Source organism: Nostoc sp. NMS7 (genome assembly GCF_017115085.1).
Lineage (GTDB): Bacteria > Cyanobacteriota > Cyanobacteriia > Cyanobacteriales > Nostocaceae > Nostoc.
Genome location: NZ_JABXKJ010000083.1, coordinates 1 through 13,911, shown reverse-complemented (window position 1 = coordinate 13,911; position 13,911 = coordinate 1). Strand labels below are relative to the sequence as shown.

At 39.4% G+C, this 13,911-nt stretch carries 13 protein-coding genes; 5 read left to right on the top strand and 8 right to left on the bottom strand.

Annotation, left to right across the window (positions count from 1 at the left end; genetic code table 11):
- Positions 1-7: 7 nt before the first annotated feature.
- Complete coding sequence (locus tag HWQ38_RS08455) at positions 8-511, bottom strand: hypothetical protein (protein ID WP_292792220.1); 504 nt, start codon at positions 509-511, stop codon at positions 8-10.
- A 309-nt stretch (positions 512-820) separates the two neighbouring features.
- On the opposite strand from HWQ38_RS08455, the gene HWQ38_RS08450 reads away from it, so the two are divergent.
- The 5 genes from HWQ38_RS08450 to HWQ38_RS08430 all read left to right on the top strand — a co-directional run bounded on the left by HWQ38_RS08450 (position 821) and on the right by HWQ38_RS08430 (position 5,407).
- Complete coding sequence (locus HWQ38_RS08450; protein WP_292792219.1) at positions 821-1,273, top strand: Crp/Fnr family transcriptional regulator; 453 nt, start codon at positions 821-823, stop codon at positions 1,271-1,273.
- Positions 1,274-1,594: 321 nt separating this feature from the next.
- A complete protein-coding gene (locus HWQ38_RS08445) occupies positions 1,595-1,771 on the top strand; it encodes a hypothetical protein (RefSeq protein ID WP_292792218.1) in 177 nt (58 codons plus the stop codon).
- Positions 1,729-2,823 (top strand): aspartate carbamoyltransferase catalytic subunit, encoded by a 1,095-nt coding sequence (locus HWQ38_RS08440; protein WP_292792217.1) that lies wholly within the window; start codon positions 1,729-1,731, stop codon positions 2,821-2,823. Before HWQ38_RS08445 ends, HWQ38_RS08440 begins: the two co-directional genes overlap by 43 nt.
- Positions 2,824-3,460: 637 nt before the next feature.
- Positions 3,461-4,345 (top strand): hypothetical protein, encoded by an 885-nt coding sequence (locus HWQ38_RS08435; RefSeq protein WP_292792216.1) that lies wholly within the window; start codon positions 3,461-3,463, stop codon positions 4,343-4,345.
- A gap of 69 nt (positions 4,346-4,414) precedes the next feature.
- Positions 4,415-5,407, top strand: a complete 993-nt coding sequence (locus HWQ38_RS08430) for a pentapeptide repeat-containing protein (RefSeq protein ID WP_292792215.1) — start codon at positions 4,415-4,417, stop codon at positions 5,405-5,407.
- A 356-nt stretch (positions 5,408-5,763) separates the two neighbouring features.
- On the opposite strand, the gene HWQ38_RS08425 is transcribed toward HWQ38_RS08430, so the two are convergent.
- From HWQ38_RS08425 to HWQ38_RS08395, 7 genes are all read right to left on the bottom strand, one after another.
- On the bottom strand, positions 5,764-7,104 hold the full coding sequence (locus tag HWQ38_RS08425; RefSeq protein ID WP_292792214.1) for a TldD/PmbA family protein: 1,341 nt from the start codon (positions 7,102-7,104) through the stop codon (positions 5,764-5,766).
- A gap of 139 nt (positions 7,105-7,243) precedes the next feature.
- Positions 7,244-8,716, bottom strand: coding sequence for a TldD/PmbA family protein (locus HWQ38_RS08420; protein WP_292792213.1), 1,473 nt, complete (start codon positions 8,714-8,716; stop codon positions 7,244-7,246).
- 218 nt (positions 8,717-8,934) lie between these two features.
- Entirely contained in the window at positions 8,935-9,741 is an 807-nt protein-coding gene (locus HWQ38_RS08415) for a glycosyltransferase family 2 protein (RefSeq protein WP_292792212.1), read from the bottom strand.
- Positions 9,742-9,786: 45 nt separating this feature from the next.
- Positions 9,787-11,091 carry an NAD(P)/FAD-dependent oxidoreductase gene (locus HWQ38_RS08410; RefSeq protein ID WP_292792210.1) on the bottom strand — a complete coding sequence of 435 codons (1,305 nt, stop codon included), beginning with the start codon at positions 11,089-11,091 and terminating at the stop codon, positions 9,787-9,789.
- Positions 11,092-11,182: 91 nt separating this feature from the next.
- A complete protein-coding gene (locus HWQ38_RS08405) occupies positions 11,183-11,539 on the bottom strand; it encodes an EamA family transporter (RefSeq protein WP_292792208.1) in 357 nt (118 codons plus the stop codon).
- A gap of 36 nt (positions 11,540-11,575) precedes the next feature.
- Positions 11,576-11,959, bottom strand: coding sequence for an EamA family transporter (locus HWQ38_RS08400; RefSeq protein ID WP_292792206.1), 384 nt, complete (start codon positions 11,957-11,959; stop codon positions 11,576-11,578).
- A gap of 1,293 nt (positions 11,960-13,252) precedes the next feature.
- A complete protein-coding gene (locus HWQ38_RS08395; protein WP_292792204.1) occupies positions 13,253-13,507 on the bottom strand; it encodes a hypothetical protein in 255 nt (84 codons plus the stop codon).
- Positions 13,508-13,911 lie beyond the last annotated feature (404 nt).

Here is a 13,911-nt window from a genome sequence, read left to right as displayed (position 1 = left end):
GAGTTAGTTATTTAGTTAAATGTACAATGCCATTTTTTTCATACCACTCAACTACATCATGCAATGTTTCTTCTAAAGGACGGAAATTAATTCCTAATTCTTGAATTGCCTTTGCAGATGAAAGCTGTATTTTTTCATGCATGATTCGGATTCCTTCAATAGGAATTACTGATTTCGTGCCAGTTAATCTCGCGTAATTATCAGAAAACCAAGCTAATACCACAGTCAAATTATAGGGAATTCGACGTTGAGGAGTGGCAACACCACTAATTTTTGTTAGAGTGTGTAACAGATTTTCCAGAATGAAATATTGTCCGGCTGTAATATAGCGATCGCCACTCTTGCCTTTCTCTAATGCATTAATCATTGCCTGCGCTACATCCCGCGCATCCACTATACAAGCACCACCATCTAAAATCCCAGGAATTTTTTGGTCGAAATAACCCAGCACCAACTGACCACTATTTAGAGCAATATAAGCATCAATTAGATATTGTGTGCTAGATAGCACTTTAAAATACGCAAGCTGGATTAACGATGGCTACGTCGGTTCGCTTGCGACCATCGCTCTTTGAGAAAAACTTTTTGGTTTACTATTAATAAATGTTAATATTGGCTATGCGGATTTGATTCCTTTTAAGTTTCTATGCGTGGAATCGCACAGACGCGAAGAAGTGTCTTCATTTAAGCTTTTATTAGATTTTCTCCGTCTTCCTTTAGAGAATACACCTTTTGGTATTCGGAGCAGATCCTTAAATCCTTTCCTTGTTCTCTAAGTTTACTTTTCTAAAGTCACCTACCTTAAAGAGAGTGACTTCTAATGTCATTAGATAAAAACTTATTTCAGCAACCATCAAATAAGCTGCTCGCAGCTTTGCCAGCCAGTGATTATGAGCGTCTTGTTCCCCATCTAAAGCTAGTTACGCTCCCAGTTGGGCAAATCCTTTACGAAGCAGGCGAACCGATCACACAGGTCTATTTTCCTGATAAATCAATGGTTTCTATAGTCACCACAATGGAAGATGGCTCAATGGCGGAAGTTGGGGTAGTAGGCAATGAAGGCATGGTGGGTATCCCGGTAATTTTAGGAGACAAGACCACAACCACAAGAGCGTTTGTGCAGATTTCAGGCGCTGAAATGCAGATGGATGCAGATGTACTTCAAGCCGAGTTCAATCGGGGCGGAGCTATTCAAACCCTGCTGCTGTGCTACTTACAAGCTGTATACACTGAACTGGCGCAAGGTATGATATATACCGCTCCAAGCCGATAGACATAGACGAGTTCGCTTCTGTGGTTGCTACTTTAGCTAGACTCGAACAATACGTTTGACATATATATTTAGATGTAATAAGGTACAAGGCAGTAAGCAAGAAAGCTTTAACTAAATTTTATTTATTTTCTCCGGAATCTTTTTAAAACATACGCATTGACAGAAAATACTAAATGTGAAATCAGAACAAGAGGAAACGTAGAGTAATATATAGACTATCTACACTTGCCAATCATTAACAGTTATCTATTTGGATAGAAGACAGGTGGTATCATTGCCTTTGCATATGTAAATTAAAAAGCTATAGAGACGCGATTTCTGATGACAAGCCCTCCGGGTTCGGGAGTGACGCTCGAAGACTCGCTAACGCAATCGACGGGAACCGCCAAGACTGCGACACCCTCACCGCTTTGCGTCTACGCTTGGATATCTATGCAGGAAACTGATTACTATTTATGCCTACTACCACCTGGAATCGTCATCACATTCTTTCCCTAGCTGACTTCACTACCACTGAATATGATACAGTTTTGCAAACTGCTGCCAGTTTTCAAGAGGTGCTCTCACGGCGGACGAAGAAAGTGCCAACCTTGCAGGGACAGGTGGTGGCGAATTTATTTTTTGAACCCTCTACCCGGACTCGTAGCAGTTTTGAAATCGCTGCCAAACGCTTAAGTGCAGATACGCTGAACTTCGCCGCAGCCACATCTTCTATCACTAAAGGAGAGACAATTCTCGACACGGCGAAGACCTATTTGGCCATGGGAACTGATATTATGGTAGTCCGCCATCGAGAGGCAGGAGTACCGAATGCGATCGCGGCTGAAATGGATCGTCTAGGTGTACGAGTTAGTGTCCTCAATGCTGGTGATGGTCAACATGAACATCCTTCTCAAGCACTACTAGACTTATTTACCATTTGTACTCTAATTGACCCAGCTAGTCCCAGATTAGAACTTTTAAAGGGTAAAAAGATTGCCATTGTTGGGGATATTCTCCATTCTCGCGTGGCGCGATCAAATATTTGGAGTTTAATTGCCAGTGGCGCCCAAGTGCATTTGGCAGCACCACCCACCCTCTTACCCAAATTATTTGCCGAGTATATCTTGGAGGAAGTAGGGGGCAAAGAGCAGGGGGCAGGGAGCAGGGGGCAGGGAGCAAAAGGAGACAAATTAATTCTCTCATCCCCCTCATCCCCCACTCTCCACTCTCGACTCCCCACTCCCCAACTTTTTCTCCACTGGCAACTAGAACCAGCTTTACAGAATGCCGATTTTGTGATGACTTTGCGCCTGCAAAAGGAACGCATGACGGCTCATCTGCTGCCAAGTTTGCGAGAATATCATCAGCTATTTGGCATTACACGCACAAAGTTGCAACTTTGTAAACCTAAGGTCAAAGTTTTGCATCCAGGTCCAGTTAACCGTGGTGTTGAAATTAGTTCAGATTTGATGGATGACCCGGAATTTAGTCTCATTCAATCGCAAGTTACCAGTGGTGTCGCCGTTCGGATGGCGCTGCTGTACCTATTAGGTAGCGGTAAGGCTTAATATAATCTCTTTTAATATTAGTCCCATCGGACTACCTTACGGAAGAATACCTAATCTCATAGAAATTATATATTCCTCCGATTAATACCGCCATTAGCGTCGGTGGTGAATACTAATGGTGAGTAAAAATTTCAAAGTGATGAGTTAAGAGATATATTCAACTCCTAACTCTGCACTTTTTAAGTTTTATTCACCAGTAATTGACAGCACTGTTTCGGTGACAGGCAATGACCATCAGGATTCGGCTGTTGTGCCAACCCCAATCAGCAACGCCAACCATCAGCAAAGTGATTCGACATGACTACACAAGCTAGATAAAAAAGGTATAACATAAGACCAGCCCTTTCAAAGCAAGTAGAAATTCTCAAAAATCAATTTCTCTCTAAGGAACGTGGATTAAATAAAATCCAAGACTTCATCCTGGCTCTAGCTTCCCTCTCCTGATAAAGGAGAGGGATTGAGGTTGAGGTATCTAATGGGAGGTTTCCTGCCCTCAGACTTTACACTGTGCTTGCGCGGTTAAATAAATCACCTAATACACAGAGATAAATCAGAGAAAAAGAGATTTTACGAGTCACCTTGAAAGAGCTAGTTCTATCATTTTTTACTATTTGATACCTGTGCCGGAGATTTACCGATGAAAACTATATCTAGCCTTGATGCAGTAACTAAAGATTTAGAACAGCATGAAAACTCAAAACGGATTAAAAAATTAATATACTCCGCTTGTAAAAATATTTGGGAGAATGATCAACAGACGCTAGATAGGTTTAACTTACAAGAATTAATTCAAGAATTATCCAGATTGAATCCAACTATAAATAACTTAAATTATACTTTATCTAAAATTGTAAAAACCCTTAATAAACCAGCAGAATACGCCCTAATTGCCAGTGTCATTTCTCAAGAAATGCAGAAGCTATATATAACGCCTGATGAATCAACAGGAATATTATTAAATCAACCTAATCAAGAGGAACCGACAGGAATACTATTAAATCAATCTAATCAAGATGAACAGATATTTTCTCATCCGGGACAAATATCATCAAATTATATAGCTCCAAACAGTCAAATTAAACATCAATATAATCAGTTTGATTTACGGCAGAATATTATGAAGTATACTAACCCACTTAGGGCTAAAATAGTTCTATTTTCTGCGCTTTACAAAAAGTTTACTTTCAATGAAGAAGACTGGTTAAAACTGAAGGCTGAAAAACTTGATGATTTATTGCTGAGATTATTTGATACTTGTCCAACTATCAGAGAGCTTGAATCTAAACTAAATAGTGCTGTTATATCTCTAGGCAAGCCGGATGAAAATATTCAAGCAGCTAGTGCTATCATCCAATCTATGCGAGGTTTATATAACAATATCTCATCCAGCGACAACCGATATCAACCGTTTAACAGCGATTCATCTCCAGAAACGAGAACACCAGTTAATCCTCATCAGAAAATTGCACTCAAGGATGACAATAATACCTGTCAATTTATAGTACCTCCTACCAAAGAATAATCGCAATTTTTGACCATTGTTGAACCTGGGAAAATTTGGAAAGATTGTGAGAATTTAAATAGGAAAAATATGGATGCCAATGAACTTTTGACGCGATATGTAAATGGAGAAACCAAATTTATTGAGGCAAACTTAAATGGGGTAAATTTGTTTGGTGCAGACTTGATTGGTATAGATTTGAATAAGGCAGATTTGCGTAATGCCATCCTAATTTTTAGCTATCTAAATCGGGGAATTCTGAATAAGGCAAATCTAGTTTGTACAAAGCTAAGTGGCGCGAATCTAAATCAGGCAAGTTTAATCAGTGCCAACTTGCACGATGCTAATTTACATGGTGCAACTTTGCAGGGTGCTGATTTGCGTAATGCCAATTTAACTTTGGCGTATATGCTCGATACTAACTTGATGAATGCCGATTTGCGTGGTGCAGATTTGAGTGGTGCAAATTTAACCGGTGCCTGTCTGCGTGGTGCTAACCTGCGAGAAGAGAAAAGAATGTACTCTGCTAGTCTACGGGGTGCTAACCTCCATAAGGCTGACCTGCGAGGCGCTGATTTAACTGGTGTAGACTTATCTAAAGTTAATCTGAGTGGTGCTAACTTGAGCGAGGCAACGCTACGTTATGCCGATTTGAGTGGTGCCAACCTGAGTGAAGCGATTTTGTATAATGCATCTCTGGCAGATACTAACATCGGGGGTGCCAATTTGAAAGATGCTAACCTGATGAACGCTAGACTGGAACGGTCAAATCTGATAGATGCCGAACTTACAGGTGTTAACTTATATGGTGCAATTATGCCAGATGCTAAACTGACTAGATGCCAGATGAGTGGAGCAAACCTGAGTTTTGCAAGGCTAAATAGAGTTGATTTAAGTCGGGCTAACCTGCGTGGGGCTAACCTGACTGAAGCAGACTTGGTTGATGCCTATCTTGCGAGGACAGACTTAACTGGTGCCAATTTAAGTAAGGCAAATCTAATCAGAGCAGAAATGAGTAGTACAAATCTTACGGGTGCAGATTTGCGTGGGGCGGTAATGCCTGATGGAACAATTAACGACTAAAAATATGGCATTTCCTACCTGAGTAGGGGCAATACCCTGCGCATTGGTGTCAACTTAAGCTAGAAATAGCTTAACTGTTGGCTTCATCACCCGCCTGGAACTAAAGTTCTTTGGCTTTTAGCTAAAGTCTACTCAAGTAGACTAAAGATTTTTCAGATTATTTAGTCATCTTGAGATGACTTGAGCTATTAGCAAGGAACTTCAGTTCCTTGCGGGACATAACTTTTACGTTAAGTTGACACGTATGTACCCTGCGGTCAGCTAAAGCTACATGAATTGCCCCTACTCGGAATCGTTATATAGCATGGGAAATACCCACTATTTTATCATGGTAGGTATTGCCCAAATACTAAGTTTTATTCACCAGTAATCGACAGTTCATTAACCCAGATTTTGGGACAGACTCCCCCTGGCGTTAACTCTGGCTCTTTTTCTACATAAATAATTGACTTTAAGAGTTCCAAGAAATCGCCAGCAACAGTTGCTGACTCAATACTCGTCCTGACACCCTGATTAACTAGCCACCCATCAAACGGCAAAGAAAACGAACCTTGTAAAGATTTAACTCCGGCATGGAGAGCTTGTAAATCATCGATAAAAATCACATTTTCAGCAGTTTCTAAGCTCAACTCCTGCTCAGAAGTTGCTGTTGTAAAAACGTGATAAAAATTGGGACTAACACTGACTTTTGCACCAATACTAGCATTACCTGTGGGCTGGGCATTTAACCTTTTAGCAGTGCCTGCACTGTGGAGAAAGCTTGTTAAAACACCATTTTCAATCAGCGAAATCTGACGAGTAGGAGTTCCTTCACCATCAAAACTTTCTGCACCTACGTTAGCTGGGTGCAGTGCATCATCAAAAACTGAAAGTAGAGGAGAAGCAATTTGCTTACCTAAATCATCAGGAGTAGATAGGCTTTGATTGTCCAAAATACTTTGGGCGTTAAATAAGTTTGAAAAAGCACCCAACAGACTTAAGAAAGCTTCCGCAGAGAAAACAACTCGATATTTACCAGTCTTGATTTTTTCATAGTTCAAGTGACTGATAGTTTTATCGGCGGTTTCTTTGATGCAACCATTAATGTCTAGATTATCTAAACTTTGGTTGATTCTAAAAGCGCCTGCACTGCGTGGTTTTTTCCCTTCTTCGTCCGTTTTGGTGTAAAGATAAACTGATGCTAAGGAATGAGATTCATTTCTCACTGCACCGTCACTATTTAGATAAAACCTGTCAATATCTCTTTGCGATAGCCCATTATAAGGCACACCTTTAATTGCTGGATGAGCTGCCAGTAATTCTTTTTCAGCTACTAACAATCTTTCTATGAGTTCAGCAACAGGTGCTTGCGGTGTCTTATCCTGAGGTTTATTTGGAATCGAAACAGTAGCTTCTGGACTAAAATCAGGGACATTTTCTTTAACACCAAAGAAACTGGCTTCGTAGGCAGTTTTCAAAGCTAATTCCAGTCCCTTGGAATCTACATCTGTGGTGCTGGTGACACCCATTGTATTCTCTTCATTCCAGACACGAACAGTAACACCAGAGCGATTTGAAGCTTTGACTTGTTTTGGCTCACCTTGGTCTACTTGCACGCTAGTATCATCTACTGTTGAGCCATAAATGTCAAATTTCTTAATACCAAGCTTATCAGCATTGTCCTTGGCGGAATTTGCAATCTCATTGATATTCGGCATAGTCAATTTTTAATTTGGGATTTTCTTACTCCCTGCTTCAGGCTGGGAGTGTAATAATGGAAGGCTTCTGCTTGCTAAATAAAATAGTGGCAGAGCCACGAAAAAGCCGTTTCCAGGTGGAACCTGGAAGTTGATGAGGTTATCTTCCCCCGACGGTAATAGAATCAACCTTGATGTGGGGTTGTCCAACTGTGGTGTAAATACTGCCACTGACAGAGCCACAAAAACCTGGTGCAAGTTCCAAATCTTGAGAACACATGGAAATTTTGTTCATAATTTCCTTCGCTTCACCGATAAGAATTGCTCCCTTTAACGGTTTGGTGATTTTGCCATTTTCAATCAAATAAGCTTCATCAACACTAAAGTTAAATTGCCCTGTAGCACCAACGCTACCACCACCCATCTTTTTACAGTAAATACCTTTATCAACAGAGGCAAATAATTCATCAACGGTGTATTCGCCAGAATCAATATAAGTATTACGCATCCGGCTAGCAGCAGCAAAGGTATAATTTTGGCGGCGTCCACTTCCAGTTCTGGGGTGTCCGGTGCGTGCAGAACCTGTTCTATCTGCTAAGAAGTTTTTCAGAACGCCTTTTTCAATTAATAGGGTTCTTTGAGCGGGCATACCTTCGTCATCCATATCAATAGTCCCGAAGGCATTTTCAGAGCGCCCTTCATCCCAGGCTGTCAAACTTTCGTGGGCAATTTTTTCGCCTTTTTTGTCAGCAAAGGGAGTAGTATTGCGTTCAATTTGAGTGGTTTCTAGCAGGTGTCCGCAAGCTTCATGGAAGATTACGCCGCCAAAGTGATTGGCCATGATGATGGGGTAAGTACCCGATTCTACGTAATCTGCGTAGAGCATTTTTCCCGCAGATTCGGCGATTTTTTCGGCGGCTTGTTGAGAATCCCAAGTTCTCAAGAAGTTGGCATCGCTAGTATTACCCGCGCGATCGCCAATTGAGGTACGATTAGCACCATCGGCACACAATAGGTTAAAGCCGACTGACTGTGTAAGGCGAATGTCACGGGCAAAAGTACCATCACTGGCGGCGATTAAAACTTCTTGCCAATCCCGGAAATAGGTAGCACGGCGCGATTGGACATGGCTAGCTTTTTGCTTCAGGTTGGCAGTACCATCAAGGAGGACTTCTCCCATTTCTCGGATGGAGCTACACACAGGTAGCCATGCATCTTTACCTCTTTTGGTGGCGTAATCTCTCAGTAATTCCAAGTTTATTTCTGGGATGAAAGCTTTCGGAGTGGGTAGTTGCAATCCCAAGATAGAAAGACCTTTTTCTAAGGCTGCTTTCAAACCGGAAAAAGAAAGGTCATTGGTGCTAACGTAGCAGTCAGCTTTGCCGCGAAATACTCTGACTCCCGCGCCTGTAGACAGACTAGGTGAAATACTCGTGATGGAGTCATCTTCTGCAAGACAACTAATATAGTTGCGGCGCTCTAAAAATAATTCGATGAAGTCCGCACCAGCCGCGCGTCCTAATCCCAGAAGGGTAGCCAGTGGGGCTTCCCAGGTTTCATCGAAACGCTCTGGTGTGGCGGAATATTGGAGGGTCGGAAGTTGATTCGAGAGAAGTAGCGTACTTGTAAGCATGAGTAGCCTCGTCTGCTGGCGTAATTCAGAGATTTGACTGAAAAATCCTGGTGTGTTCAGTCTAACAAATGAGCGAAAGCCAGAGTCAGCAATTAAGTAGTAGGGGTTTCCTCACCTGGGAAACTCACTCTCCCTTAAGCATCAGTGAAATATTGTCAGTAACGAAACTGGATGTAATGTTTTAGACGCAGATAATAAGCAAACTATCCTTCTCAGGTTTATTTACGATTTCCTATTTTCAGTGGAATTCTTGCTGTTTCTTGCTGATTGAAAGTTGGCGGTGTGGATGATAGATTCTTAAACAAGAGCTTTAGAGTTCGAGTAATAGTTTTAAGAATTTTCATTTTGCTGGCAGTTGGCTTTTGGTCATATCTCAAAACCATTGGAATTTCTGCGATTTTTGGTTTTAGCACTTTGGCTTTCAGTAGTAAATCTATCATGCAAGCAAACCCACTTTCAGTAAATAGATTGTCCCCATAACACATATCCAGTTTACTGACGAAAGTACGGTTATATAGCCTGTAACCACAAGTGTAGTCTCTTACACCTGGTACACGGGCTGCAATTCTAAAAAGCCAGCTGGCTCCGTAACTCATCAGCTCTCTAAATTTTGATAAGCCTATGACTTTAGAGCCTTTTCGATATCTAGATGCGATCGCAATATCATAGCTACCAGCTATCATGGTGTCATACATCTTGATTAATAGTTCTGGTGGTTGAGTATTGTCGCAATCCATCGCCGCTAAAAAATCGCCTTCTTGAGAAATTTCTAAGAAAGTCCTGAAACCTGTTTTAATTGCTTGACCTAAACCACCATTTTTGGGATGTTGGACTAATTTCAATAATATACCCAGTGATTGAGATTCTTCTAAAGCCGTTTCAGCAGTTTTATCACTACTGCCATCATCCACAAGAATCAGTTCTATGTCCATATTAGAGATTTGCTGCAATGTCTGAAATCTTTTGAACAAGGGACGAATTGATTCTTGCTCGTTGTATGCGGGTAGAAGAACAAAAAGACTCATAACAACCTCGTGTGATTTTTAAAATAAAATACCATTAATCAAATTTCAATAATTCAGTAATTTTGATTTTTGGAGAAACTCATCGACGTGTCGTACAACTGCGTTGTTGTTGACGCTATTGTTGACCAACTGTGAGGTATTGACGACGAAAAAATCATCGTTTTCAGTACTCACTTTCGGAACAAGACTTGAATAATCTAAAACTTGTAGGGGCTGTACTTTAATAGCTCGATTAATATGTGCTGCGACAATATCATCTGCTTTTAGTTCTGGGAACATCAAACGGATACCCTGGAAAAATATTTGGCGCAATTCATCATCTGGCTGTTTTAACAACGAGTCAGTAGAAAGTATATATTTTGGTAGGAATGTGATGTGATATCCTGCTGTCTCTTGCAAAGAAACTAAGTTGCTCATACCGATAACTCCAGTAAAAGGAATATTTCTATCGGCAATATTTACTACGTAATAAGGAACTAAAGCCTTGCGAGTAATAAGTAACATGCAGATTACACCCAGATATTCTACTGTTTCACCAGTATCTGAAACTTTCACCAGTTCATTGGCAGCAATCTGTTGCAAAATATTAACTGGCCCAGTAAAAATGACTTTATCAAAATGCTCTTTTTTTCCCTGAGATTCTACCCACATTCCACCCTCTGGATGAGGTGCGATATACTCTACCGCCACACCTGTGCGAATATCACCTCCAGCTGCGTAAATTAATTTTTCTATATGGTCAAAAACAGTTTTGTAACCGCCTGAGACATAACCAAGTTGTTCTTTATTTAATGAAGAATCCCGCGCTGAAAATAGTCGTTTAATATAAGCCCAGATAAAAACTGCTGATATTCGCTTATAATTCTCTCCTAATTTTGATAAAAGCAAGGGTTTCCAGAGCTTTTCGTATGTGTGTTTTCCCCCAAGTTTCAATAGCCAATCTTCAACTAAAATCTTCTCTAAGCGCCGCCAGTTATTAAGGCGTGAACCATACAAGAGAGTAAAAGCTAATCTGATTTTACCTATAAGTCCAAACAGAGGAAAGCGCAGAAATTCTATAGTGTTACTGATAGAATAAAATTTTTGATTGTCATAGAAACCTGTTAAACTTCGATGCCAACGTAGTTTATCTCCAAGACCAATATCTCTAAGAAAATTTATTAAATGAGTATCAGAAGGTAGGATAACGTGATAAAAACGATCCCAGGTAAACAACCCATAATCATGATAGGTGGTAAGTCCACCAAGCTGCTTGTTGCTATCAAAGACAGTGACTGTATGTCCTTGATGTGAAAGACGTTGGGCTAATACTAGCCCAGTTATGCCTCCGCCAATGATGCCTATATTCATAAAATTAAATTTAGATTTTGTGAGGATGTTTTAGAGAATTATATTCAGAGATTGTTAATATTAATAACTTGATTATTTGCCTATTAAGCTATTAATGTCCAACAAGGATTACGCCAGTTATGATAATGGAAATTCCTAACCACTGGCTAAATATAACCTGCTCTTTTAGAAGATAGTGAGAAGCAATTGGTATAAGTGCATACATTAATCCTAGAACTGGAAATGCTTGACTCAAAGGAATTGTCTGCAATACATAAAGCCACAACATAGTCATAAATGTATAACAGATAAACCAAATCAAAAAATAACGAGACAATAATAGATTTTTGAGAGATGTGCTTTCTCCCTTAGTAGGGCTAGAAATGTAAAGTCCATACTTGAGTGATACGTTAGCTGTTGTTCCGAATAAAACTACAACCATTAAAAGTAGCCAACTAATGATGTTCATTTGTCAATGCTTTTTGTAGAATTAACTAGAGAAAATTTATAGAGATTTTTTAAGTGGAATAACTACTAAAAGAACACCCAGAAAAATAGTGATGACTCCTGCTATTCGAGTTAGTGTAATTACCTCATTAAAAAAGTAGTATGATCCAAAAAGTATGCCGACGTAGTTTAAACTAGTGAGTGGATAAGCAATACTCAATTTGACAGAGCGCAGAGCCAATATCCAATTTACTATTCCCAAGCAATAAACACTAACAGCTAATGTTAATTGTTGAATAAATACCCAAGTAAATAGTCCCTCATTTGTATGGCTCATGGTATGCTTCATCAGCAATTGCCCAGAAATACTAAATAAAATACTGATAAACAGGATGATATAAGGAGTTATTTTAAAGTGAGAAATTTGTGAGATAGATTTCATAGTATATTTGCCTCAATCGATATAGTCGGTATGAAGCGGACAGTAAACAGCCCGTTGTTTTGAACGTTTAAAATCTCAGTAACACCTTCTGTGCAATTTGACTTCCACTTCAGTAAATAGACAACAAAATTAGGAAGCCTACTATGTTGGAGCTCATGTCTAAGAGTTAGCAACTAAATAATATATAGCTTCCAGGATAGTAGCTGTATTATGGCAGCGTCCGATATGATCGGAGTAGAGTAGGCTCAATTAGTTTACTGAGTTATACTACCAGAGAAACCAGTTTATTGTTTAGCAATTTGCATAATCAATTTAGCCTTTGTCCAACTGTGAATTACAGAAATGTTCAGTCTTAACTAGTTATGCTTCAAAACTACTTTTGGCGCGATCGCAATATCTAAGTCATAGTGGATACAGATGTAATTAAGGTTGAGGGCTTTGTCACAAATTTGCTCTGCACAAAGTTGAGCAGTTTGCCATTGCTGATACTAAACTCAGATTCGACCCGCATATTCAACAGTTCGAGATGAGGGAACAAAAATGGACTGCCAGAATTTTTAGGCTCACAGATATATCTGTAACCTCGGCTAGTAACTAAGCCGATTCAGAAAAGTTTGTACTTAAATTGAGTGTGTATACGTACTTTTTTTGGAAATGGGAATACAAGAAATAACAGAAGTCTGCTTGTCTGCGGAAATCATACTATAGATAAATCAGTCTACAGTATTTTCCTTTACAGGTTTCTGGATAATTTTACTGAATGTCCACAGGGAGTTTTGACAACACAAGGGCTAATATAAACTAGCATTGGTTGTTCAACTCGGAGTTAATGTTGATTGCATCTGATTTGAGATGTTTTTACATTACTTAGTATTATCTTGGCTTAACTGTTCTTAATTACATATAATTTTCACTAAAGATTTACTTTAACTTTATTGTTACATGTAATCACCTCCTAGAATACCACGATAAAAGCCTGTTGCAAATATATCGCCACACTTCATCCAAACTTCATTAACCAAAAATATTCTTCAGCAGAAACTTCATCAAATCGAAACTTTCTCTAGATGAATTTTTATTTTTAAGAATTTGCACATTTATGAAGCACTTTTTAGTCAATAAGCTTGCAGTTGCATTTGAAAAGCGAGTCTAAAGTGGTCAATACCATACTCACAGCGAAGAATTTCCCATAAAAAATTACCAAGTTCCGTTTTTAAAGACATTACTGGGTTAGGTGTCTGATAATTTCCCACAGTTTAAAGTTGAGAAAAAATTAGTTCGTGGTAGTTGGTATTATTTAATTTGTGTAGGTTGTTTTCGTGCAGCTTCAGTTTGTTTGGACTCATTTTCCTGCAAAAGTCTGTTGGTAATAATTAAGACAGTGATTAAAAATCCAAACTGAATCTGCCAAGGTGCTAATACTAGACTTAAAATCAAGCTAATAGCTGCAAATACACCTGCAAGATATGCAATTTCATCAGTACTCTTTTTAAATAAGTAACCAGTGGCTAAAGCAGTACACAGTGGTATCAAGAAAAACAAAGGCATTTTAGTAACCTCTGAACAAAAAACTATTGTGCTTATAAAACAAATTGGAATTGGGGTTAATTCTACATCCAATCAGCTTTTAATCACAACAGTCGTTTGAAATAAATATTATATAAAGTCAAGATTATGCAACGTTGTATATTACACCAATTCGAATTTTACCTCACCCTCAATCCCTCTGCTTATAAAGGAGAGGGAAGCTAGAGAGACAATGAAGTTTTGCATTTTATTTAGTCCACGTTCCTGAGTGTGAGTTCGACAAACCTCTCCCTGCCTTGAACTAAAGTTCAAGTCTTTCCCTCTTTGAGTCGGAGAGGGAGAGGTGAAAGCCTAGTAAAACCTCCTCTTAACTTTCAAGAAACACTTGACGTAAAGCTTATGTAGAAAGGGTTTGATAAAATTAA

Coding starts and splice junctions, on each gene's coding strand:
- HWQ38_RS08450 (WP_292792219.1), top strand. CDS start 821: ATGTCATTAGATAAAAACTTATTTCAGCAACCATCAAATAAGCTGCTC.
- HWQ38_RS08445 (WP_292792218.1), top strand. CDS start 1,595: ATGACAAGCCCTCCGGGTTCGGGAGTGACGCTCGAAGACTCGCTAACG.
- HWQ38_RS08440 (WP_292792217.1), top strand. CDS start 1,729: ATGCCTACTACCACCTGGAATCGTCATCACATTCTTTCCCTAGCTGAC.
- HWQ38_RS08435 (WP_292792216.1), top strand. CDS start 3,461: ATGAAAACTATATCTAGCCTTGATGCAGTAACTAAAGATTTAGAACAG.
- HWQ38_RS08430 (WP_292792215.1), top strand. CDS start 4,415: ATGGATGCCAATGAACTTTTGACGCGATATGTAAATGGAGAAACCAAA.
- HWQ38_RS08425 (WP_292792214.1), bottom strand. CDS start 7,104: ATGCCGAATATCAATGAGATTGCAAATTCCGCCAAGGACAATGCTGAT.
- HWQ38_RS08420 (WP_292792213.1), bottom strand. CDS start 8,716: ATGCTTACAAGTACGCTACTTCTCTCGAATCAACTTCCGACCCTCCAA.
- HWQ38_RS08415 (WP_292792212.1), bottom strand. CDS start 9,741: ATGAGTCTTTTTGTTCTTCTACCCGCATACAACGAGCAAGAATCAATT.
- HWQ38_RS08410 (WP_292792210.1), bottom strand. CDS start 11,091: ATGAATATAGGCATCATTGGCGGAGGCATAACTGGGCTAGTATTAGCC.
- HWQ38_RS08405 (WP_292792208.1), bottom strand. CDS start 11,539: ATGAACATCATTAGTTGGCTACTTTTAATGGTTGTAGTTTTATTCGGA.
- HWQ38_RS08400 (WP_292792206.1), bottom strand. CDS start 11,959: ATGAAATCTATCTCACAAATTTCTCACTTTAAAATAACTCCTTATATC.
- HWQ38_RS08395 (WP_292792204.1), bottom strand. CDS start 13,507: ATGCCTTTGTTTTTCTTGATACCACTGTGTACTGCTTTAGCCACTGGT.